This is a genomic window from Prochlorococcus sp. MIT 1201, from assembly GCF_047303415.1.
Lineage (GTDB): Bacteria > Cyanobacteriota > Cyanobacteriia > PCC-6307 > Cyanobiaceae > Prochlorococcus > Prochlorococcus marinus_D.
This window is the reverse complement of the sequence record NZ_CP138947.1, coordinates 2068272-2090201: the sequence shown is the minus strand read 5'-3', so window position 1 is coordinate 2090201 and position 21930 is coordinate 2068272. Positions and strand designations below refer to the sequence as shown.

The 21930-nt window shown below is 53.1% G+C and carries 24 protein-coding genes; 14 read left to right on the top strand and 10 right to left on the bottom strand.

The window, feature by feature from the left end; translation table 11 throughout:
* Nucleotides 1-26: 26 nt before the first annotated feature.
* The gene (locus SIB41_RS10120; protein WP_413358618.1) at nucleotides 27-638 is read left to right on the top strand and encodes an oxidoreductase; all 612 of its coding nucleotides are present in this window, start codon (nucleotides 27-29) and stop codon (nucleotides 636-638) included.
* 299 nt (nucleotides 639-937) lie between these two features.
* On the opposite strand, the gene SIB41_RS10115 is transcribed toward SIB41_RS10120, so the two are convergent.
* From SIB41_RS10115 to SIB41_RS10085, 7 genes are all read right to left on the bottom strand, one after another.
* Nucleotides 938-2341, bottom strand: coding sequence for a hypothetical protein (locus tag SIB41_RS10115; protein WP_413358616.1), 1404 nt, complete (start codon nucleotides 2339-2341; stop codon nucleotides 938-940).
* Between the two features lie 26 nt (nucleotides 2342-2367).
* Nucleotides 2368-2646, bottom strand: a complete 279-nt coding sequence (locus SIB41_RS10110) for a hypothetical protein (RefSeq protein WP_413358614.1) — start codon at nucleotides 2644-2646, stop codon at nucleotides 2368-2370.
* 246 nt (nucleotides 2647-2892) lie between these two features.
* Nucleotides 2893-4263, bottom strand: a complete 1371-nt coding sequence (locus SIB41_RS10105) for an FAD-binding protein (protein ID WP_413361513.1) — start codon at nucleotides 4261-4263, stop codon at nucleotides 2893-2895.
* Nucleotides 4260-5006, bottom strand: a complete 747-nt coding sequence (locus SIB41_RS10100; RefSeq protein ID WP_011131399.1) for an SDR family NAD(P)-dependent oxidoreductase — start codon at nucleotides 5004-5006, stop codon at nucleotides 4260-4262. The genes SIB41_RS10105 and SIB41_RS10100 overlap by 4 nt, the downstream gene beginning before the upstream one ends.
* A gap of 5 nt (nucleotides 5007-5011) precedes the next feature.
* Nucleotides 5012-5980, bottom strand: coding sequence for a lysylphosphatidylglycerol synthase transmembrane domain-containing protein (locus SIB41_RS10095; RefSeq protein WP_413358611.1), 969 nt, complete (start codon nucleotides 5978-5980; stop codon nucleotides 5012-5014).
* The gene (locus SIB41_RS10090) at nucleotides 5980-7521 is read right to left on the bottom strand and encodes a flippase-like domain-containing protein (RefSeq protein WP_413358608.1); all 1542 of its coding nucleotides are present in this window, start codon (nucleotides 7519-7521) and stop codon (nucleotides 5980-5982) included. The genes SIB41_RS10095 and SIB41_RS10090 overlap by 1 nt, the downstream gene beginning before the upstream one ends.
* Before the next feature lie 2 nt (nucleotides 7522-7523).
* Nucleotides 7524-8444 (bottom strand): decaprenyl-phosphate phosphoribosyltransferase, encoded by a 921-nt coding sequence (locus SIB41_RS10085; protein WP_011131396.1) that lies wholly within the window; start codon nucleotides 8442-8444, stop codon nucleotides 7524-7526.
* Nucleotides 8445-8712: 268 nt separating this feature from the next.
* On the opposite strand from SIB41_RS10085, the gene SIB41_RS10080 reads away from it, so the two are divergent.
* Both SIB41_RS10080 and SIB41_RS10075 read left to right on the top strand, forming a co-directional pair.
* Nucleotides 8713-8934, top strand: a complete 222-nt coding sequence (locus tag SIB41_RS10080) for a hypothetical protein (protein ID WP_413358605.1) — start codon at nucleotides 8713-8715, stop codon at nucleotides 8932-8934.
* On the top strand, nucleotides 8934-10004 hold the full coding sequence (locus SIB41_RS10075) for an AI-2E family transporter (protein WP_413358603.1): 1071 nt from the start codon (nucleotides 8934-8936) through the stop codon (nucleotides 10002-10004). The genes SIB41_RS10080 and SIB41_RS10075 overlap by 1 nt, the downstream gene beginning before the upstream one ends.
* Here SIB41_RS10075 and cysC read toward each other — a convergent pair.
* Both cysC and SIB41_RS10065 read right to left on the bottom strand, forming a co-directional pair.
* On the bottom strand, nucleotides 9949-10632 hold the full coding sequence (gene cysC / locus SIB41_RS10070; protein WP_413358600.1) for an adenylyl-sulfate kinase: 684 nt from the start codon (nucleotides 10630-10632) through the stop codon (nucleotides 9949-9951). The genes SIB41_RS10075 and cysC overlap by 56 nt on opposite strands.
* Before the next feature lie 27 nt (nucleotides 10633-10659).
* Nucleotides 10660-11001 carry a translation initiation factor gene (locus tag SIB41_RS10065; protein ID WP_413361511.1) on the bottom strand — a complete coding sequence of 114 codons (342 nt, stop codon included), beginning with the start codon at nucleotides 10999-11001 and terminating at the stop codon, nucleotides 10660-10662.
* Between the two features lie 68 nt (nucleotides 11002-11069).
* Between SIB41_RS10065 and SIB41_RS10060 the strand changes: the two genes are divergently transcribed.
* The gene (locus SIB41_RS10060; protein ID WP_413358598.1) at nucleotides 11070-11273 is read left to right on the top strand and encodes a hypothetical protein; all 204 of its coding nucleotides are present in this window, start codon (nucleotides 11070-11072) and stop codon (nucleotides 11271-11273) included.
* 87 nt (nucleotides 11274-11360) lie between these two features.
* Nucleotides 11361-12611, top strand: a complete 1251-nt coding sequence (gene trpB, locus SIB41_RS10055) for a tryptophan synthase subunit beta (RefSeq protein ID WP_413361509.1) — start codon at nucleotides 11361-11363, stop codon at nucleotides 12609-12611.
* Nucleotides 12612-12846: 235 nt separating this feature from the next.
* On the opposite strand, the gene hrcA is transcribed toward trpB, so the two are convergent.
* Nucleotides 12847-13905, bottom strand: coding sequence for a heat-inducible transcriptional repressor HrcA (gene hrcA / locus SIB41_RS10050; RefSeq protein WP_413358595.1), 1059 nt, complete (start codon nucleotides 13903-13905; stop codon nucleotides 12847-12849).
* A gap of 281 nt (nucleotides 13906-14186) precedes the next feature.
* Here hrcA and SIB41_RS10045 point away from each other — a divergent pair, with 281 nt between their 5' ends.
* The 9 genes from SIB41_RS10045 to SIB41_RS10005 all read left to right on the top strand — a co-directional run bounded on the left by SIB41_RS10045 (nucleotide 14187) and on the right by SIB41_RS10005 (nucleotide 21891).
* Nucleotides 14187-15800, top strand: a complete 1614-nt coding sequence (locus tag SIB41_RS10045) for a DUF3352 domain-containing protein (RefSeq protein ID WP_413358592.1) — start codon at nucleotides 14187-14189, stop codon at nucleotides 15798-15800.
* Nucleotides 15778-16278: a phosphohistidine phosphatase SixA gene (gene sixA / locus SIB41_RS10040; protein WP_413358589.1), complete on the top strand. Its 501-nt coding sequence runs from the start codon at nucleotides 15778-15780 to the stop codon at nucleotides 16276-16278. Before SIB41_RS10045 ends, sixA begins: the two co-directional genes overlap by 23 nt.
* A gap of 25 nt (nucleotides 16279-16303) precedes the next feature.
* Nucleotides 16304-17494 carry a citrate synthase gene (locus SIB41_RS10035; protein WP_063420572.1) on the top strand — a complete coding sequence of 397 codons (1191 nt, stop codon included), beginning with the start codon at nucleotides 16304-16306 and terminating at the stop codon, nucleotides 17492-17494.
* Nucleotides 17495-17554: 60 nt separating this feature from the next.
* Nucleotides 17555-18673 (top strand): NADH-quinone oxidoreductase subunit NuoH, encoded by a 1119-nt coding sequence (gene nuoH, locus SIB41_RS10030; protein WP_196757156.1) that lies wholly within the window; start codon nucleotides 17555-17557, stop codon nucleotides 18671-18673.
* A gap of 127 nt (nucleotides 18674-18800) precedes the next feature.
* The gene (gene ndhI, locus SIB41_RS10025) at nucleotides 18801-19457 is read left to right on the top strand and encodes an NAD(P)H-quinone oxidoreductase subunit I (protein ID WP_413358587.1); all 657 of its coding nucleotides are present in this window, start codon (nucleotides 18801-18803) and stop codon (nucleotides 19455-19457) included.
* Nucleotides 19454-20056: an NADH-quinone oxidoreductase subunit J gene (locus tag SIB41_RS10020; RefSeq protein WP_011131383.1), complete on the top strand. Its 603-nt coding sequence runs from the start codon at nucleotides 19454-19456 to the stop codon at nucleotides 20054-20056. The genes ndhI and SIB41_RS10020 overlap by 4 nt, the downstream gene beginning before the upstream one ends.
* Nucleotides 20057-20095: 39 nt before the next feature.
* Complete coding sequence (gene nuoK, locus SIB41_RS10015; RefSeq protein ID WP_413358585.1) at nucleotides 20096-20425, top strand: NADH-quinone oxidoreductase subunit NuoK; 330 nt, start codon at nucleotides 20096-20098, stop codon at nucleotides 20423-20425.
* A gap of 12 nt (nucleotides 20426-20437) precedes the next feature.
* Complete coding sequence (locus tag SIB41_RS10010; RefSeq protein ID WP_063416614.1) at nucleotides 20438-21385, top strand: NAD(+) kinase; 948 nt, start codon at nucleotides 20438-20440, stop codon at nucleotides 21383-21385.
* 5 nt (nucleotides 21386-21390) lie between these two features.
* On the top strand, nucleotides 21391-21891 hold the full coding sequence (locus SIB41_RS10005) for a CYTH domain-containing protein (protein ID WP_413358583.1): 501 nt from the start codon (nucleotides 21391-21393) through the stop codon (nucleotides 21889-21891).
* Nucleotides 21892-21930: the final 39 nt, after the last annotated feature.

Here is a 21930-nt window from a genome sequence, read left to right as displayed (position 1 = left end):
GGCTTGATGCTTGTCTATGAGTTTTGATGCTGCGTAATCCTTTCACCCGCCTCTTGGTTGTTGCTATTTTCCCGGCATTAATCGTCTACATTGTTGTGCTGTCTCTCTCGGCAGCTGCGGGTATTCAACCTGGAAAAGTTTTAACGGATCTAATGCAGACATGCGACTTCCCAGTTGCTGTTGGCATGCTTTCTAATATTGGATTTTTGCTTTGGGCTGCAGCGGCAGCCATAAGCCTTTTTGTTTCCCTCTCTGGGCTAGCAATAAAGCGTGATTGGTGTCAGCTGTTGCTAGTGGGTGGAATTTTTTCCACTATTCTTTGTCTCGATGATTTATTTTTACTGCATGATCGTCATATAGGCCCTGATTTTCTATATACCTCCTATGCCATTTTGGCCCTATTCATCTTGTTAGGCTTTCGCAAATTAGTCATCCAGGCTGATGGTGTGGCATTCCTGGCGGCGGCCATGCTTCTGGGTCTCTCGATAGTCAGCGATAAGGTTCAGGATCTATTGCCCATTGGCTACGCCACGGTGCAGTTGTTTGAAGAGGGCTTTAAGTTTGTTGGGATTGCTTGCTGGCTTGCATTTTGGTGGCAGGCTTCTTTGCGAGGCGCCACGCTTCAGGCTAGCGACTGACCTGCTGAGGATCTCAACGAGCGCTTTGGATTAGCCCTCACGGAACAATATCGCTTGAAGAGAAGGCTAAATTTAATCAGCGGGGGCATTGCATTCTTTCACCATCTCCTGGTTGTTAGAATCAACTTCATGGTAATACTTGGATAGTAGTAATTGCTTTAGGGTTTGATCATTCGGAGGCCGCATTTGGCGTAATAAATATTAAAGAAATAATCACATTGTTCTTAATTGCATAGAAGTGTTTTGATTGCTGATCACCAGGAATTCGCAAGGCGTTGATAATATTGAATCATTAATTATTAGAGGTAAATTAGATAGCCTAATGGAGTGGCGGTAAGCCAATCCATTAGGCTCCAGGAAGCATGTTCTGGTATTCCTAGAAGGATTACAAGCCAACGAAGGGTGTTCGGATGCATATCAGAACAAAGCCAATTCTGCATTTTGATGAAGTACGAATCGATAGATGTTGGCATAAGTAAATGAATGGAGGAATATTGATTAACATTAATCAGATCCGTTTGGGCCCAAACCAATACGATTAGTAAAGTGCTTAGATACCAGAATGATAGCCAGCGACCATAGTCGGTTCCGAGGATAAATAGTGGTGCAATGGCGATAATTTGGATCGAGGCCACCATTAGAGCAAAGCGGCGTAATTGAAAGCGATCAAAATTAATATTGGCCATGGCACTATGGCCAAACCCTGCCAAGAGTAGACGTAATCCAGCCATGGCCGTTATCAGCCAAGCCAGGGGCACCCAAATCGGACCCGCAAAGCTTTTGAAGATTGTATAGGTTTTGGCAAATTGAGTGCCAGGGACCCTGGCTAGGGCCTTAATTGCTCCATCGGGTGATCCACTGATTAGCTTGTCTGACGGCCCCATTAGATCGGCAAGTGCTACCCACGAACTATGGATGGCATGGGCAATCTCACTATTGCCACGTGCGTGCAGAACTAAGGAAAATATTGCCAAAGTAGGGAGCAAGAATAGAAAGGCCCTTATTAAACCTTTCCAAAAAATAAATACATGGCAATTTCTATCTTGCGCGATCAAATAACTTGCTATTAGAATTAATATTGGTAGTGCAACAAAACCATATATTTCCTGGCTAAGGATGCCCATAATTGAGATTGTATTGATCATGATTAGAGCTGGAATTGTCGACCATCGACGAGACCACCAGGCCCTAAGAATTAATAGACAAGCAAGCAAAAGAATTAGTACAGTAAAATCCTTTCGGATCAAATTGCCAGTTGTCAATGGCCCTAGAAGCCCTACTGATGAAAGAATGACCAGTGGATGCAACAACAGCTCTCTACGCCAGCAGAGAAAGACCGCTAAAATTGCGAAGAATAAAAGAGATATAGCTAAAATAAGATTTTCAGGATTAACTCCTGTGAGAATTGTTAGATGATAAATGCCGGAGCCAGGCAGCCCTCGGCGTACAAAGCCTCCTGAGTAGTTTATAAGCCATTCCCCAACAGTCCAAGAATCGTTGTAGCTATTGTTTTCACTAATATTGCGCAGTATGCCTCGGAGGAATGTAGCGGAAAGCATCAGCATCACAATGCTGTCTGCTGAAGATAATGAGACCCCCCAGAAGTGACTCATAAAAAGCTGTAGCCATCCATGTTTTTTCAAATCAATAGAAGCCTCTATTAATTTCTTGATTTTAGCCTTGGCGCTGACCGGTAGGATCAAGCCAGCTTTAAATCACATTGCAAGGCCTACTTATTGGGCATAATAAATGCAACATAGCTGGCATAAAATTTCTGCAAAGGTTGATTTGTTGACGCTACTTCCATTGGAATATCTCTTCTTGAGATCGCTAAATACTGCCATTCTATTTTGTTAATGTGTAGACTGTTTGGTTGATGGGCTTTGCAAGCTCTTGTAATGTGGGCTTGGCAACCACTCTTTTGGCTGAATGTATGTTCTGGCAAGTATGCTTGTGATTTACGATATTGCTTTTGAATCCAATCCTTAGCCGATTGGGGATGATTCAACCGGCAGTATTTGGCTTAAGCAAAATTTCTAAGTATTCTTTGCAAGCCAATGCTTGGCTTAGCTGATTTGCTTCAAGATGAATAGTTTTAGACTGTATCTTCTTCGCTATCTCCAGCCGATGACACTACTTGTTGACAACGATCATGTTAGCTAGAGAAGCATTGACTTGTTGGCGCAGAATGATTGCGTCATATAAATGCAGATAGTGTCAGGGAGTGTTCTCTAGATTGATGAGAATGATTGGTCTAAAGTCCAGTCCTAATAGCCATGTCTGAAGAGAAGACTTTGCTGGGGTCAAGCTTTTCTCTTGCTTGCTGCCACTCCTCCAGTCGTGGATAAGTTCGGCGAAGGATTGTGGCTGATTGGCGCGAATCTTTCGCTAGGTAAAGTCTGCCATTCTCAGCAGCTATGTGTTCATCTAGATGGTCAAGTACCTCAAATAATCCCGGTACCGCTGCAGGAAGATCCACTGCAAGTGTCCATCCCTGCATTGGAAACGACAAGTGGCCTGGGTTGCTAGGACCAAAACGCTTGAGCACAGTCAAAAAGCTCGAAGTGCCAATTTTTCGCAAGGCTTCTAGCGTGTAGAGCACTAAGTGTGAGGCGTTGTCTGGCACAACGAATTGATACTGCAAAAAACCGGCCGGGCCATAGATACGATTCCAGTCCTGCACACCATCAAGAGGGTGGAAATAGGCTCCGATTGTCTGCAATTCACCTAGCCGCTGCTTGGGTGCCTTGCGAAACCAGGCTTCGTTAAAGGCTCGTACGGTGAGCTTGTTGAGTAGCCCTCCAGGGAGAAAAGTCGGTGCTGAGGCCAAGGGCTTGGGGTCGTAAACCAGTGGATCCGCCTGTTGGCTGGTGGGTAGTTGTTCGGCCATGGCATGGTCACCGCAGCTGAGAACTCCGCGGCCCTTTGCATCGAGGCTGTCGATCCAGGCGACGCTGTAACGGTAATTGCTATCAGACGCCACCATCGCAGCCATCAGCTCATCGAGATTGTGATATCGAGCGGTATTGACGCTGATCAAAGAGCTGCTGATTGGGATGAGTGAAAAGGTGGCTTCCACGATGATGCCGGTGAGACCCATCCCACCCACCGTTGCCCAGAACTGTTCGATTTCATCCACGCTGCTTTTCCCGCTGGGGGTGAGCTCACGCAGCTCGCCTCTGCCATCAATAAGCAACAGCCGTTGGAGATGATTGCCAAAGCTGCCATCAACGTGATGGTTTTTGCCGTGCACATCTGCTGCAATGGCACCGCCAATGGTGACGTTACGAGTGCCAGGGGTGACGGGCAAAAAAAAGCCTGCCGGCACGATTACCCGCAGCAACTGATTCAGACTTACCCCTGCGCCGGCTGTCACAGAGCCTTTGACAAGATCAAGGTTGATTTGATCAAAGGCTCCCATCTCAACCGCAGAGGCACCATCCAGTTGGGCCGCATCACCGTATGAGCGGCCTAGCCCTCTCGCGATCAGTGAGGCCGGGCTGGCCTGACGCACTAGCTCCTGGACTTGTTGGACGCTGGCTGGCTGCACAACCTTTGCCTGCACTGGCATTGTGCGGCCCCAACCGCTGAGGATTTGTGTTTGCGAAGAGAGGGGCAAGGTCACAGCCTTGAAGCAAAGGGCGCAGGCAACAAGCGAATGAACCACATGATCTGTGCCCACCACCAGGGGAGGTATTCGATACCTCTACGGTTGGGGCGTCTCAGTAGATCACGCGCCACCGATTGTGGACTGACGCACAGAACTTTTGGTGCCTTGCCAATCGTCATCGATGTGGCCATAAAGCCAGCCTTGATGGTGCGCACTGCAAAAGGCTTCCTTTGGCAGCGCAGTTGTAGACCCTCGCAGAACGCAGTAAGAGCAGCTTTGGCTGCTCCGTAGTGATAGTTGGAGGGTCTGCCAAGATCAGCTGCAACTGAACTGAACACCCACAACCGCCCCGGGCCAGACAGCCGCTCAGGAGTAGCAATCGCGGTTAACCATGGCAGCAGACCGCTGTAGTTTGCAGCTGTGATTCGCAAGGCCTCAGTGGCATCGTTGCGCGCTAGTTCGAGATCACCAAGAGAACCCGCAGTGATCAAATACAAGTCATAGTTGCCCACCTGCGGCTTGCCAGGACCATCAAGGGCTACATCAGTCAAAAGATCGGTCTGCTCCTGGGTGACGACTGCGCCATAGTGATTTCTCAGTTGTTCGGCCAGTTGTTCGTTCCCAGCCTGGTTGCGGGCAATCAAATGGAACTGACGACAGCCACATCGAGCCAACTCATGGCAAATTGCCTTGGCTATTTCACTGGTACTTCCAAGCACAAAGGAGCTGCGAATCGGAGTTCTCGCTGCTTGGCCCATAGTGTTCATCCTTTCGCAAACTTGCTAGATGAGAAGGCTGGATAAGGCCAGAAAATCCTAATCGCAGCAGCGAGAGCCACGATTGACCAAAGGCTTATAATCCGCCTAAGCACCGCAACCGGCAGGGCCACTGCAGGGCCAATGTCCAGTCTGCTTAAAAGCAAGACTGTGACGGTCTCATTCACTCCAACCCCGCCAGGTAATGATGAAGCTATGCCGATGACACCAGACAGCAAATAAATGCTGATGGCTGTTGGGATGCTGATAGGTGTAGGGCTCAGCAAGTGCACCAGTAACCAAAGCACTAAGGACTCATTGGCCCACAGCGCCATTGAAATCAATATGGCGGGCCAGATGGCGCGCCCCAGAGCGCCGCTGGGTAGATGATGATGCCAGCTTTTTAGGCGATTGGATAAGAAGCAGCGCAGGGGGCGTAAGGCGGAAAAGAAAACAACAGCCAACACCCCCACAGCTAGCAGTAGTTCAACGATCCAATTCAGGCCTGAAAGATGCACCAGCAATTGATTCGGCGTCAATAGCATCAGCAGAAAAGCCACGGCAGATGCATCAGCGATGCGTTCAACTACAAAGACGTGCACCAGGGGGCTGCGGGGGTAGTTCAGCTGCCTATGGAGCTGCCGAATCCGATTGAGTTCGCCCAACTTGGCGGGGGTTGCCGTGAGGGCAAAGCCACGAAACCAGCCGATCAGATCGGCCCAACTCAGTCGACCGATTCCAATTCGGCCCAGTAATAGCCTCCAGCGCCAATAACGGCCTGCATAGCTGACTGCCACGATGCCGTAGAGCACTGGAAGCCACAGCAGCAGCTTGTGGGTCGACGCTACAAGTACTTGGCGCTCAGAAGCTGGCCTCTGCAGCATCGCCGTTAAAGCCACAGCTATGAGTGTCAGGGCAATGAAACTGCTCCATGCTGGTTTCCAGCCTTGACTGGGTTCAGAGTCAGCAGCTGACATCAGCTTCTACGCTCTTGCCATAGCAAGCACAACACTCCTAGACCCGTAGCGAACCAGATAGTCATCAAGCGGATTAGCAGAGTGGCCGGAGTGGCGACGGCAAGAGGTACACCTTGGAGATTCAACAGACCAATGGTGCCTGCCTCGGTGCTGCCAAGTCCACCTGGCAATAGGGAAAGAGCTCCGAGGAGGCCAGCGGCCGTGTGAGCAATTGTTGCTTCATTCCAGTTGATGCCGCCTGCGCCGATGCCTTTAATCAATATCCATAGGCTGAGGCCTTCTAATGACCATGCCACTACCCCAATCATGGTTGCCGTTAGCAAGAGTTGCGCTCGCAACAATTGCCGTAATGCAATCAGACCATCTCCGCTTGCGCTGACAAACTTCTCAGGCAGCAACTTGTTAGCAGTCGAGCAAAACAACGATCTCAACCCGCGTCCCCAGCCCAACAGCCAGAACCCGATCACAGCAATTAGCCCCAAGGTGCATAGCAAGACCAAAGGCAGTTTCCAATACAGCAGCAAGGGCAGATTGAACAACAAAATAAGCAGTACAGAAGTACCGTCAGTGAGGCGCTCTACCGCCAACGCCATCAGAGTCGGGGGTGCCGGGATATTGCAGTTCTGCTTGAGTAGCCAAGAACGAACAGCTTCTCCGCTTTTACCTGGCGTAGCGGTAAAAGCATAGGAACCCATCCAGATCCTGGCATCATCTGCTACGGGTGGTTGCAAAGAGAGAGCCGCCAGTAACAGCCTCCACCTGCCGTAGCGAACCGTATAGCTAACCAGTACAAGCAGCAGCCCCACTGATATCTGTGGCAAAAGGCGCAGAAATAGCGGAAGTAACTTGTCGCCCTGGCTCCAACTCCCCAACAGCCCATAGCTCAGCAGGGTCAGAGCTATCAATGGCAACAAAGCGCCCAGCGAGAAAGCAGGGTAGGGCCTTGGTTCAGTACAAAAGCTGCGGTAGTGGGGGATCGCGGCAGCTTGTAGTAGTTCCCGATCGCCCCGACTATCGCCATAGGCTTCAATTGTGAAATGTTTTAGTGGCCCTAAATGGGCTTCCAGGCATCGCACCTTCTCGGAGCCCTTGCAATTAGCACTCACCAATTGCGGTTGCCATAAACCGTCTACTTTTGCTAATTCAGTGCAGAGCAGTTCTACGCCCAAAACATCGGCTAGTGGTTGTAAGAGTAGGCGCGGTGAAGCAGAGCAGAGCAATACTCGATCACCACGCTTCTGATGCCATTGCAATCTCTGAACAGCTTCATCACGTAGTTGACGCTGCAGCATTGGCAGTAACCAATCCTGGCGATCGTTCAATGCGGCCTGATTAACGGCCTCACAGATACGAAAGGCTGCAATTACCTTCTCTTTGCAACGTCCAGTTTTGATGAGCCGTAGTTGCCATGCAATCAGCCAAGGCATACAGATCAGGACTGCCAAGACTGTGCCCAAGGCGCCACGCGATCGTCGGCATGCCATCAGTAGACAATCACCCTGCAAAAGAGTGCCGTCCACATCAAAAACTGCAATCGCCATGATTATGCAGCTGCGTGGTTGACTAACCCGATCAGCAAAGTAGTCAAGACCCAGCCGATCAAGGTGAACTGAATGCCGCGATCATTCAACAGAATCTCCTCAGGCTTTTCGCCATTGAGATCTGGTCTCAATGTGCCACGGCGTTCGACCTCTTCAGGATCACTGAGCAACTGATAGCGGAAAATCCCTACTAGTACGAAGGGTACGGTGAGTAGCATCCAACTGGTTGACGCTCCTTTCAGAGCTGGACCGGCGGCCCAGAGTGAATAAGACATAAAGGAACTGGTTGCCACCAAGCTTTCAAGCCGCAGCAGCAGAGGTAATGAGTAGCGCTTCAATACTGTGCGGGTCGTTACCCCAGCGTTCTTCGTTACGCGAAGTTCGGCCTTGCGCTTTTCAATAGCTAGAAAAAGCGCTAGCAGTCCCACAGTGAGAAGGAACCAGGGGGAAAGGGGTAGGCCAGCAGCAACAGCACCTGCGATGGCCCGCAATAAGAATCCCGATGCGATAGCGAAAAGATCAAGTAACGGCTGGTGCTTCAGCTTTAAGCAGTAGCCGACCTGAATGAGGCCGTATAGCAGCACCACGCCTGCCAACTTTGGAGTAATTACGGCTGCGAAACTGAGGCTGACTACTGTGAGCATCAAGGCTGTTGCTAGGGCTGCAGGCACCGTGACCAGCCCAGAGGCGATGGATCTATATCTTTTGCTGGGGTGAACTCGATCGACCTCGACATCAAGACAGTCATTCAGTAGATAGATTGCGCTAGAGATCAAGCAGAAAGCCACAAGTGCAGCAAGTGCTCGCTGCCAAATCTCAATCTCGAAGCGGAAGGCAAAAAGTGGAGCAGCGAAAACCAACAGATTCTTTGGCCATTGCCGGGGCCGACATGCAGCCAGCGTTGGGGAAAGAGCCAAATTCATTGACTAGACCTTTTAGGTGATTAGCGATGCCGGGATAGAACCAGCGAGATCGTGTTTATAAGGCAGGCTTTCTACCGCTGAGCCAAACGCCTCTAGAGACAATTCTGCCCTAATGCCTAAGGGTGGCCATGCTCTCCAGATTGCTTTGTCTTGATGATCTTTCCTTACGGCATGAGCCTTGCGCAATTAGCTCAAGCTGGCTGTTACTGCATCATTACAGCTTTCTTTCTGCGGACGCTTTTGCAAATGAGTCATCCAGGCTGATGGTGTGGCATTCCTGGCGGCGCCCTTGCTGTTGGGCCTCTCGGTGTTGAGTGATCGCTTCCAGGAGTCTTTACCCATTGGCTACGCCACAGTGCAGTTGTTTGAAGAGGGCTTTAAGTTTGTTGGGATTGCCTGCTGGCTTGCCTTTTGGTGGCAGGCTTCTTTGCGAGGAGCCAAGCTTCAGCCTATGACTGATCTGCTGAGGATCTCAATGAGAGTTCTCTGATGCTTGGGCCATTGGTATTCCCTATCTGGTTGCGGCTCAGTCTGGTTTTGCCTCTGTTCGCCCTCAATCTTTGGGTGCTGCGTCAGTTACTACTGCCTTTAGCTCCGTTCCCAGGGCTGTTTGTCACGGCAGCGCTGATTGCATTTTTGCTAGATATTCCCAGTCGCTGGATTAATCAGCGTCTGGGGTTGCCCCGTTGGCTGGCTATCGGTGTGGTGGCAGTTTTGACGGTGGGTTTGTTGGTGTTGGCGGGCGTTGCTTTGGTGCCCCGTCTGATTGATCAGCTTGGCCAGTTGATCAATGAATTACCCGGCTGGCTTGTGGCTGCAGAAGGTTGGGTTACACGGCTGCAGGGATGGGCTTCGGGTCGGGGATTGCCCAGTGAATTCGGAGACTTCAGCAGTGATCTACTGACCCGATTGAGCGGCGTAGCGACTCAGTTGAGTCAGCAATTACTCGGCATTCTTGGAGCCACTCTTGGCATCACCATCAACACGTTGTTGGTGCTTGTCTTGGCAGTGTTTCTTTTGCTGGGGGGCGATCCAATTACTGCTGGGCTGGCTCGTTGGCTGCCAGATCAATGGAGGAAGCTTGTGGTCGATACGATCACGGGCACATTCCGTGGTTATTTTGCCGGGCAAGTCTTGCTTGCACTGATTCTCAGCGGCGGCCAAATTGCTGTTTTTACGCTGCTAGATATTCCTTTTGGAGTGTTATTTGCGGTCTTAATTGGTTTTACGACTTTGATCCCCTACGCCAGTGCGCTCACAATTGTTGGTGTGAGTGCACTGCTCGCATTACAGGACCCCCGCATGGGTCTAGAGATTTTGGCCGCTGCGATCGCTGTTGGTCAGATTGTGGATCAAGTGATCCAACCGCGCCTGATGGGAAGCATCGTTGGCTTGCAGCCTGCTTGGTTGCTGATTGCTCTGCCGATTGGTGCCAGAACAGGAGCATTATTTGGTTTTGGGCAGCTCTTGGGGTTATTGCTGGCCGTTCCCGTGGCGAGTTGCATTAAGACACTGGTTGATGCGTGGCGGGAATTACCTTTCGATCCAGCAGAGTCTTGAGCACGATCTCAACGCAACTGTCCAGGCTTTGCTCACCGGTATTGATCTTTAGTTCGGGTGATGCAGGGTCTTCATAGGGGCTTGAAATACCAGTGAAATCTTTGATTTCGCCTGCCCTGGCTTTGGCATAGAGCCCTTTGGTGTCTCGCTCTTCGCAAATGCTTAGGTCCGCTGCACAGTGGATTTCGATGAAATCATCAACATCTACAAGCTTGCGTGCTTTGTCACGGTCAGCTCGAAAGGGGGAGACGAAAGCGGTGAGCACGATGACACCGGCATCGAGGAAGAGCTTGGCGACTTCGCCGATGCGGCGAATGTTCTCCTCTCGATCTGAGTCGGAGAATCCGAGGTCTTTGCAGAGGCTATGGCGAATGTTGTCGCCATCTAAGACATAGGTGGCAAGACCTTGCTCAAACAGTGCCGCATTCACTGCGTTAGCAAGGGTGCTCTTGCCAGAACCGGATAGGCCAGTGAACCAGAGGATTGCACTGCGGTGGCCGCGTTGTTGTGCTCGCGATTGACGGTCTACGGAGGCTTCATGCCAGACAATGTTGGTGCCCTTGGGGTTTGTCTCTCCTTGCGGGGCAGAGCTCATGGTCTTGATGTTGATTGGGCTGCCATTCTCCATTCCGCCTAGCTGATCTGTCAGCTCCTTTCAGCCACCAGCTTGTTTGGGACGGAAGCCCTCGCTTTGCAGGAAGTCCATCACCAGGGTCACCTGGTCGCCCTGTAGCTCGAGTAGATCGTCTTTGACTGTTCCGCCTGTGCCAGCACGGGCCTTAAGGCGCTTGAGCAAAGCCTTGGTTTCTGTAGCGGTGAGTGCCAGCCCAGTGATCTGGGTAACTGTTTTGCCACGCTTGCCTCCGCGTGTGCGTTGCACCCGCACAGCTTGTTGCTCCTTGGGATTGGCTTGGCTGACATCGGGGCGCGCCATCGCTCTGGATTGCCCTGAAAAACCACCTGGGCCTGTGAATTCTTGCCAGCCACCTCGGGGCATTGTCTGATCGCCAATGTTGTGAATGTACGGGGGTCGTTGTTTCTGCATGCCATCTTCGCGGTGATCAGATGCAACTCCGCGATCCGATGGCTGCTGGTGATGCTCTGCTGGATGGTTGCTGCGCCAACGATTGCAGCGCTAACGCGAAGGCGTTCAGCTTGAGTAGAGAGCTGATTCCAATTGCAGCGGCTGCCAGTCTTTTCGTTGTTGGTCTGGCTTGGGCAGGGCCCATGCGGCGGATGGTTGAGTTGGCTGGCAAAGACTCCCTCTAACTTTGCGGCTTCAAACGAAAGCACTCTTTGCTGCTTGGGGTGATTCTTTCGATTCCTAGGCTGGTGTTGTTCTTGCCTGGCGTACTGGTGACCAGCACTTTGCCCTCTCAGCCCAAAGATGCGGACCTCGCTGTGAGTGCGCGACCTTCTGCCCAGGGGCGTTTCGGCAGATATGGGGGCCAGTACGTGCCCGAAACCTTGATGCCTGCCTTGGCTGAACTGGAGCAAGCAGCTGCGCTGGCATGGAAAGATCCTGCCTTCACCGCTGAGTTGGATCGGCTGCTGCGTAGCTATGTGGGTCGGGCGACGCCGCTTTATGAGGCTGAGCGCCTCACAGCTCATTACTGCCGTTCAGACGGAGGCCCCAGGATCTGGCTCAAGCGTGAGGATCTCAATCACACAGGCGCCCACAAAATCAATAACGCTTTGGGTCAGGCTCTGTTGGCCTTACGCATGGGTAAAAAGCGGATCATTGCCGAAACAGGTGCGGGTCAACACGGTGTGGCAACTGCCACGGTGTGTGCCCGCTTTGGTCTTGAGTGTGTCGTCTACATGGGCGCTGAGGACATGCGCCGTCAGGCGTTGAATGTGTTCCGCATGCGTCTTCTTGGGGCCACAGTGCAGCCTGTCACTGCAGGCACGGCCACGTTGAAGGACGCGACGAGTGAGGCGATTCGTGATTGGGTCACCAATGTGGAAACCACCCATTACATCCTTGGTTCGGTGGCTGGTCCCCATCCCTATCCGATGCTTGTTCGCGACTTTCATGCCGTGATCGGTCAGGAGGCCAGGCAGCAGTGTGCTGAGGCTTTCGGTCGCTTGCCTGATGTTCTTTTGGCGTGCGTTGGTGGTGGGTCCAATGCCATGGGTTTGTTTCATCCCTTCGTGCAGGACCGCTCTGTGCGCATGATTGGAGTGGAAGCTGCTGGTGATGGTGTTGAAACTGGTCGTCATGCGGCAACAATCACCGAAGGTCGAGTAGGCGTCTTGCATGGAGCGATGAGTTTGTTGCTTCAGGATGATGAAGGTCAGGTGCAAGAGGCGCATTCGATTAGTGCCGGCCTCGACTACCCAGGAGTGGGTCCAGAACACAGCTACCTGTGTGAGATTGGTAGGGCGGAGTATGCCGCGGTTAGCGATCAGCAGGCTTTGGATGCCCTGCGCTTGGCGAGTGAACTAGAGGGAATTATTCCTGCTCTAGAGACGGCCCATGCCTTTGCTTGGTTAGAGATGCTTTGCCCCACTCTCGCCGCTGGAACAGAAGTGGTGATCAATTGCTCTGGCCGTGGCGATAAAGATGTCAACACCGTGGCAGAGAAACTGGGCAATCAGCTTTGAGTGATGGCTGCCGGCAGTAAGCGTTTTGCTCGAGCCATGAGCTGATGGCATCAGAGCTTGACCATCAGCAAGGGGTTAACGAGTAACTGATCACGAGAACCAATAACGCAAAGATTAATCAGTTCATGGGCTCCATTTCCAGTTTTTGTTGAACCGTTTATACCGCCGAAAACCTAGTCGTCGAAGCTTGGTAGTCGTAGCAAAAAAGTTTGCAACTCATGGCTAGCTGTCTCGCTTAGCAGAGCAACCTTTCAAGGTGATTCGCCACGCTGCTCACGGCTGCCTTGGCTGTGGCATAAGCCATGCGCATCGGGCCAACGAGAGCAACTTGTCCGATGCCTTCCCCGGAGCTGTGATAACTCGCTTGCACCACAGAACAGGCTTCCAGGGCGCTTTTGGGGTGCTCTGCGCCGATCCACACGCCTCCAAGCTGCTCACTGCCCACTGGCACCACTGCAGCTGGCTGCGTATCCATCAGTTCCAGTAAAGGTTGGAGGCTGGCGCTACTGCTGAATTCTGGCTGCGCAAGCAGCCTGGACATCCCGTGGAACACTGCATCTGATTCAGCCGGTGTTTGAGCTTGGCTGTGGCTGTGAATCGCCTCTCGCAGTAAAGATCCGCTCAGATTGAGCTGCGGTGGCAGGCTCGACCAGTCGAGGCTGCCGTTGCCCGTTGTGGCCAGTTGATCGCGGGTCCACTCCTCGATGGCTTCGAGTTCGTTGCTGGCTTCATGGGGCAGGCGCAGATTGAGATGACTGGCTTGGTTGGAGCTTTCAACCAGCATCACCAGCAGCCGGTCGCCACTGCGCACCAGGCGTACGGCTTGAAGCGTTGGCTTTGGCCGTGCGGGCCTGGTAATCAAGCTCATCAGGCCGGTGAAATCGGTGAGGCGACGGGCCAATTGCCACATCAAGTCATCGAGAGCTGCCCAGCGCAGACTGAGGTTTGTCAGTTCCCGTTCCAGGTGCTGCGCCGCCGATCCTGGAGGCGGCAGCAAGCAGTCCACATAGTGGCGATAGCCCTGCGGGCTCGGCACTCTTCCCGCCGAGGTGTGAGGTTGGGTGAGCAGGCCACGCTGTTCAAGGGCTCCCATTGCCGAACGAACCGTTGCGGCGCTCGCTTGGAGGCCAAAGCGTTGCACCAGGGTTTTGCTGCCGACGGGCTCAATCGTGTCCACGTAGTGGTGCACCGTTGCTTGAAGCACCTGCTGTTGTCGTGCCGGTAGCGACTCCAAAGCGGTGACGTCGGGATCTTGATGGTACGGGGGGGTTGCCCTTCTTTTGTGCTCTGTCACGAACTCACTAAGCCGGCCTCAGTGTTGGCGCAGTTTGCTTGCAACCCAGCATCACCAAGTCTCGATGCTTCTTTCCAGATTGCAGCTGTTGTGTTTCTCGTCATGTAGCTCGACAAGATTTTGTGGCGGAAATTTTGCTGCTGTTCGCGATTCAGTTGGCTTGCACAAACAGGGCTGTCAATCGACTCATTGTTGTTGACTTTGTGAGCGCTTCATACTGGGCGCAAGACGATCAGATGATTAATGGATAAAGATGATCTAAAGAGTCCCATTGCCGGCCCATGAAGGCCCGCCCGTTTTTGATTGCCGTGGTAGCCACGGTGTTTGTCCTGTTCTCATTGGTGGCGGGGCTTGGATGGGCTATGGCCCGCCAAAACCCTCTGCGTTTGGTTGATCAGCCACTGGAGTTGCCACGTGCGGCAAGGTTTGTGCCTCGAGATGCTGCTCTTGCCGTTCATTGGTTGATGGATCCAGTGCGTGTGCCGGCCTATGCCCAGGCTGTAGCACCGGCACGCAACCGTCGCAAGGCTCGCGATGGTGCTCAGCAGATTCGTGATGGTGCTTTCGCACTCGCTGGTTTGGATTTTGAGTCGGAGTTGGTCGACTGGCTTGGTCCGCAAGTGAGCATGGCTCTGTTGGAACCCAACGGGCCAGAGGCATCCATGGGTTGGCTTTTGGTTCTAGAGAGTCGAGATCAGGATGGTGCGAGGCGGTTTTTACAGCGCTTTTGGCAAGCCCGCAGCTTGGCTGGCACAGATCTGCAGATCAGCCGCTATCGGGGGATGGGAGTGATTAGTGGCAAAGGGGCTTTGAGGGGGCGTAATCCACAGCCTTTGGCAACAGCATTGATCGACGATGACCTGTTGTTGCTTGCCTCCGGCCGGGGGGTATTGGAACAGGCTCTTGATGTTTCCCAGTTGTCTGATCAGCATCAACTTGGCGATCAGGAGCTTGTCGAGATCGTGCGCCAGCTTGGTGATGGTGTGGCGCTGATGGTTGCCTCGCCGCCCGCTCTTCACTCTTGGTTAGGCCTGCCTAAGCAGCTCAGCCAGCGGGAGGATCTGTTGAGCTTGGTGGCTGCCTTGAAGCCTGAAGGGTCCGATTTGGCCCTGGAAGGGCTGTTGCGTTTCCAGCAACCCCTGGAAGCCGTTGCGAGTGAGGTTGGAGCAGCTGATGGACTTGCTCAGCTCACTGCCTCGGCTGGTGGTCAGGCGGAGGCACTCGCTTTGCTGAGTTCACCTTCTCGATTACTTGATCCCTCAGATCAGGATCCTCTGGTGCAGTGGTTAGGTCCCTTACTGCGTCAGCAGTTGAAGGCAAATGAACTGTCTTCGGCTGCCACGATTGCTGGTTTGGACGATGGACCGTTGTTGTGGCTTCAGCAGCCCGAAGGCTGGCTGGTTGCGACCAAGCAGGACCATCCAGCTGTCTCGGTGGTGGATGATGCGCTGACTGAGCAGGGTTTTATTCGTTCGGATTTGCCGTCTGATGACGAATCTCTGCAGGTGTGGACGCGCTTGGCACGTCAACAAAGCTCCACTAAGAACTTGCTTGAGGCTCAGTTGGGCGTTGCTTTGGCCGAGGAGCCAGACCAGGCCTGGTGGGGGCAGACCCTTGCGGCTCTACAGCAGCGCAAGCAGGGCAAGGCGTTACAGCCTCGTCTTCGTCAGCTGAACAATCTCAATCGAGATGATCGTCCGCTTACTCAACAGCTGGTTCTTGGTGCAAGTCCTGGTCGCGTGCAGCTTCAGCATTGGCGTCCCTGGACGTTGATGCAAACGCTTGCTGATGGTTCATTGCAGCCCAGTGTGCAGGGGTTGGCCATGGCTGTGGGGCCTGATCAAGATGAGCAAAGCTCTTCTCTTCGCATGCGTGCCCGCCTCAACCTCGGTTGATCTTTTCTTATTGCGCCATGGCATCGCTGAGCAGCGTTGCTATGGCGTTGATGATTCGCGACGCCCACTTACAGAGCAAGGAATTCTGCGCACGATGGAGGTCGCTCGTCGCTTGCGAAGCCTTGGCTTTGCTGCTGATCGTCTGCTGAGTAGTCCTTATCTGCGTGCGGCTCAGACGGCCGAACTTGCGCAGCAGGCAGGTCTGGCGGGGCGTGTGGAATTCGAGAGTGGCTTGCTGCCTGGCAGGGATCCTTGGCCTTTGCTTGAAGGATTAGTTGGGCGCTGCCTTTTGGTGGGTCATGAACCTGATTTGAACCATCTAGCAGCAAGGTTGCTTGGCATGCCTACGGGCTGCCTGGTGTTGAAGAAGGCTGGTTTTGCACATCTCAGATGGTCGCAGCAAAAACGAAGCCCTGCTGGCAGGGCAACGCTGCAGGTGTTGTTGAGGCCGTCGGTGTTGTTGCCCTGTTCCGCTTAGGTTGCCAAGCAGTTGTTGAGATGCGGTGGGGCAGGAGCAGGTTGGGGAGATTCGCCACGATCGCAGTGGTATCAGCTTTCGTCCGGGGCTGGAGGGAGTGCCAGTAACCCAATCCGCCATCTGTGATATCGATGGAATGCAGGGGCGGCTTGCTTATCGGGGTTATCCAATTGCGGAGCTCTCAGCGCATAGCAGCTTTTTGGAAACCACTTATCTGTTGATCTGGGGCGATCTGCCCAGCCCACAGCAACTTCGTGATTTTGAAGCTGAGGTGCAGATGCACCGTCGCGTGAGTTTCCGGGTACGCGACATGATGAAGTGCTTCCCAGCTTCGGGGCACCCGATGGATGCACTTCAGTCGAGTGCGGCATCCCTGGGGCTGTTCTATTCCCGTCGAGCCATCGATGACCCGAAGTACGTCTATAACGCCGTGGTGAGGCTGATCGCCAAGATTCCCACGATGGTGGCGGCCTTCAAGTTGATTCGCAAAGGGCAAGATCCCATTCAGCCTCGTGACAACCTGGCCTACTCAGCCAATTTCCTCTACATGCTCACCGAGCGTGAACCGGACCCTTTGGCGGCCAGGGTTCTTGATCGCTGCTTGATCCTGCATGCGGAACACAGTCTTAATGCCAGTACTTTTAGTGCTCGCGTGACCGCCAGTACGCTCACTGATCCTTATGCAGTGGTGGCCTCCGCAGTGGGCACCCTTGCAGGACCTCTACATGGTGGTGCCAATGAGGATGTTTTGGCGATGCTCGAAGAGATCGGCAGCCCAGAGCACGCTGGTGATTACTTGGATGAAGCGATTGCTTCTAAGCGCAAGGTGATGGGCTTTGGTCATCGGGAATATCGGGTCAAGGATCCTCGCGCTGTGATCCTTCAGGGTCTTGCAGAGGAGTTGTTTGCCCGATTCGGTACCGATGAGATGTACGACGTGGCCAAGGCGTTGGAGCAGGCGGCTGCCACCCGTTTAGGGCCTAAAGGGATCTATCCGAATGTGGACTTCTATTCCGGTCTTGTGTATCGCAAGCTTGGAATTCCACGTGATCTTTTTACTCCTGTTTTTGCTATCTCAAGGGTGGCTGGTTGGCTAGCTCATTGGCGAGAGCAACTTGGCGCGAATCGGATTTTCAGGCCTTCGCAGATTTACACCGGTGCCCAGAACAGAACTTGGATCCCTAGTGATGAGCGTGTCTCTTCTACGGGCGCCTAAGTTGCAGCCAGCTCAGCCATCACCATGGTGACCACCTTTGCCACTGCAACCTCAGGCTTGGTGAGTTCTGGCCTTGATCTGGAGTTGAGTTTTAGTCAGTCATTACAAGGGCTGGGGCTTTCCCCTCAGATGGCCCATCTCATTTGGCTGCCGCTGCCGATGCTGTTGGTGTTGACCGCGGCGATGGTGGGCGTTTTGGTCACCGTGTGGCTGGAGCGGAAGATTTCGGCGGCTGTTCAGCAGCGGATCGGACCGGAATATGCAGGAGCTCTCGGCGTGTTGCAGCCGATGGCCGATGGCTTGAAGTTGCTTGTGAAGGAAGACGTGATCCCTGTCAGGGCGGATGGCCTGCTGTTCACTCTTGGTCCGGTCCTGGTGCTTGTGCCTGTGATCCTCTCCTGGTTGATCGTGCCCTTTGGTCAAAACCTGCTGATCAGCAATGTGGGGATAGGGATTTTCCTCTGGATCTCCCTCAGCAGCATTCAGCCCATTGGCCTATTGATGAGTGGCTATGCCTCCAATAACAAGTACTCACTCTTGGGTGGGCTGAGGGCTGCAGCTCAATCGATCAGTTACGAAATCCCTCTTGCCTTGGCTGTTCTGGCAGTGGTGATGATGAGTAATTCGCTCAGCACGGTCGACATTGTTGCCCAACAAAATGGTGCTGGCTTGCTGAGCTGGAATGTGTGGCGGCAGCCTGTGGGCTTTTTGATCTTTTGGATCTGTGCGCTTGCCGAGTGCGAACGACTTCCTTTCGATCTCCCTGAAGCTGAGGAAGAGCTGGTGGCGGGTTATCAGACCGAGTACGCAGGGATGAAGTTTGCCCTGTTTTATCTCGGTAGTTACATCAACCTTGTGCTTTCGTCCTTGTTGGTCGCAGTGCTCTATCTAGGGGGATGGGGCTTCCCCATCCCGGTGGAATGGCTAGCTGGTTGGCTTGGTCAGTCGGTTGATGCTCCCTTGGTGCAGGTGATCACTGGCTCCGTTGGCATTGTGATGACAGTGCTGAAGGCTTATCTACTGGTGTTCTTAGCCATCTTGTTGCGCTGGACTACTCCACGAGTACGTATTGATCAATTGCTTGATTTGGGCTGGAAGTTTCTTTTGCCGATCGCGCTTGGAAATCTGCTGATTACCGCTGCTCTTAAGTTGGCTTTCCCTGTTGCCTTTGGTGGTTGATGCAGCCAAAGCGCTTGAAGGCGCTGGATCTCGTTCCGGGAGGGCTAAGCACTTTTACCTATCCTGGTTAAAAAGCTTGTAGGATTTCTGGAATGCTCCTAGTGGGCCTCTTAGAGGTTCCTTTCGCATGTTCGGGTTCCTCAAAAAAGTTGCTGACTACACCCGCGACGCTGCGGATGCAGCGAACTATCTGATCCAGGGCCTTGCGGTCACATTCGATCACCTGCGCCGGCGTCCGATCACGGTGCAGTATCCATACGAGAAGCTCATCCCCTCAGAGCGTTATCGCGGTCGTATCCACTACGAGTTTGATAAATGCATTGCTTGTGAGGTTTGCGTCAGGGTTTGTCCCATCAACCTGCCTGTTGTGGACTGGGTGATGAATAAGGAGACGAAGAAAAAGGAGCTGCGCAATTATTCCATTGATTTCGGTGTCTGCATCTTTTGTGGCAACTGTGTGGAGTACTGCCCTACCAATTGCTTATCGATGACAGAGGAATATGAGCTGGCTGCGTACGATCGACATAGCCTCAACTACGACAATGTTGCATTGGGTCGTTTGCCAACCAGTGTGACGACAGACCCATCTGTGCAGCCTTTAAGAGAGCTGGCCTATCTGCCTAGAGGGGTGATGGATCCCCATGATGTCCCTGCCAATCAACCTCGAGCCGGACAGCTCCCTGCAGAGGCGCTCAAGAGTCTGAGCTTGCAACAAGAGTCTGTTCAAGGGGATGAGGGAGAATCGTTGCAGGATGCTTCTGATCAAGACCAGCCCAGCGGATGACGATTGCTACTTCCACAGAATTAATCTGTTTCCTGGTTCTAGGCGCCGTGGTGGTTCTCGGCAGTCTTGGTGTCGTCTTGCTGGGCAATATCGTCTACTCCGCCTTTTTGCTTGGTGGCGTATTTATGGCTGTGGCTGGTCTCTATCTGCTCCTCAATGCCAGTTTTGTTGCAGCAGCACAGGTGCTGGTTTATGTGGGTGCAGTCAACGTGCTGATTCTCTTCGCGATCATGCTGGTCAACAAGCGCGAAGATTTGAAGCCGATCGAGGGATTGCCTATTCGAAGGCTGCTCTCTGGTGGAGTTTGTGCAGGGTTGTTTGTTCTTTTCTTTCGTGTGGTGATCACCACACCTTGGGCAGTGCCAGGCCCCGCAGCGATTGGAGTAGGGGCTACTGAGCGAATTGGTGAACACCTATTTACTGACTACCTTTTGCCTTTTGAGCTGGCGTCTGTGCTTCTACTGATGGCCATGATCGGTGCAATTGTGTTGGCCCGCAGAGATGTCCTGGAGACTGATGTTGGTACAGGTGATGCTGTCAATCAGGGTCTGATCGAGAAGGCTCAAACCCCGTTGCTTGTCGATAAGTCCACGCCCTGATCAGTTCAGGACACTTTGCTTTTTCCCCTGATTGATCCCATGCTCGAGTCCTCGTCCGGTCTTGTTCCTCTTCAGGCCTATCTCTTGCTTGCTGCGATGCTTTTCTGTATCGGCGTGTGGGGGCTGATCAATAGCCGTAATGCTGTTCGGGTTTTGATGAGCATTGAGCTGATGCTCAATGCTGTGAATATCAATCTGATGGCATTCTCTTCATATATTGATGGTGGTCTGATCCGCGGTCAGGTCTTTGCTGTGTTTGTGATTACTGTTGCTGCTGCAGAGGCAGCTGTGGGTCTTGCGATCCTCCTTTCCCTCTATCGCAATCGCGTCACTGTGGATATGGAGCGCTTCAATCTGCTGCGCTGGTAAGGAGACCCAGGCATGCGTCTCGATTTGGTCTGGGTGATCTATCGGGCGGGAAGTCATTCTGCGCATCGTGAAGCCTGTTGTTGTGTTGACGAGCTCCAAGCGCTTGGAGTGAAAGTGGTGATGGCCATGAGTGGAGTGACGGCCAACCCTTTCCCCGATTTATTGGCCTCAGAAGCCGGCCTGCCTGATTTGGCTGTTGTGCTTGGGGGCGATGGCACGGTGCTCGGTGCGGCCCGTCATCTTGCCGTTCATGATGTACCAATCCTTAGTTTCAACGTCGGCGGGCATCTAGGTTTTCTGACGCATGAACGCTGCTTACTTGATGGCGGTCAGCTATGGCAGAGATTGTTGCAGGACAACTTTGCTTTGGAGCGCAGGATGATGTTGCAGGCTGCAGTGGACAGCCGCTCCCCTGCTGAACGAACTGCTCGACCTACTGCTTCGCTCCAGGATTTGAATGGGACTAAGGCACCGCACTGGGCCCTGAATGATTTTTATATGCGTCCTTATCGCGATGATGTGTCGCCTACCTGCACCCTTGAACTTGAGATCGATGGTGAGGTGGTGGATCATTACCGTGGCGATGGTTTGATCTTGGCGACACCCACAGGGTCTACCGGCTACTCGATGGCGTCTGGAGGGCCGATTCTTCACCCTGGCATTGATGCCATCATCGTGAGTCCAATTTGTCCGATGAGTCTCTCTAGTCGTCCGGTCATCGTGCCTCCAGCTTCACGGCTCGTGATTGGTCTTCTGGGAGAAAACACTCGCCGCGTGAAGCTCTGGAAAGATGGGGCGAGTGGTGCCCTGCTTGAACCAGGCCAGTGTTGTGTTGTTCAGAGGGCTCGGCACCATGCATTGATGGTGGTTCTTGAACAGAGTCCTTCTTATTACAGAACTCTCACGCACAAGCTGCATTGGGCGGGAAGTCTGCTCAACAATCAACCATCTCCCAGCTGAAGCTCATGGGCCTCGAGATCGAACGGAGGTTTTTGGTGGTGGGAGAAGAGTGGCGAGCTTTGGCAGGACCGGCCTTGCCTTTGCGTCAGGGTTACCTGGCCGGGTCTCCTCAAGGGTTCACTGTCAGGATGAGAATCATGGCGATGGAGCAGGCTTGGCTCACCCTCAAAGCTCCTGCTGAGGGTATTGCTCGCCATGAGTTCGAATATCGGATCCCTCTAGTCGATGCAGAGGCTCTCTGGGGTTTGGCGCCTGATCGTCTGATCAAGACACGTTATGAACTAAGCCTTAAAGGTGGTGATTGGGTGGTCGATTGCTTCGAAGGAGCGAATGCTCCTCTTGTGCTAGCGGAGGTGGAACTTGTCTCTGCGGAGGATCGGCTAGAGATTCCCGCGTGGTGTTGGCAGGAGGTGACGGGTGCATCTGAGTGGAGCAATGCCGCTTTGGCATGCACCCCGATTCAGCAATGGTCAGATCAGAGGCGCAGAGATAACGGCCTGGCTTGACCAAAGCGCCCCAAGGGCCTTTATAATCTCTTAACAGTT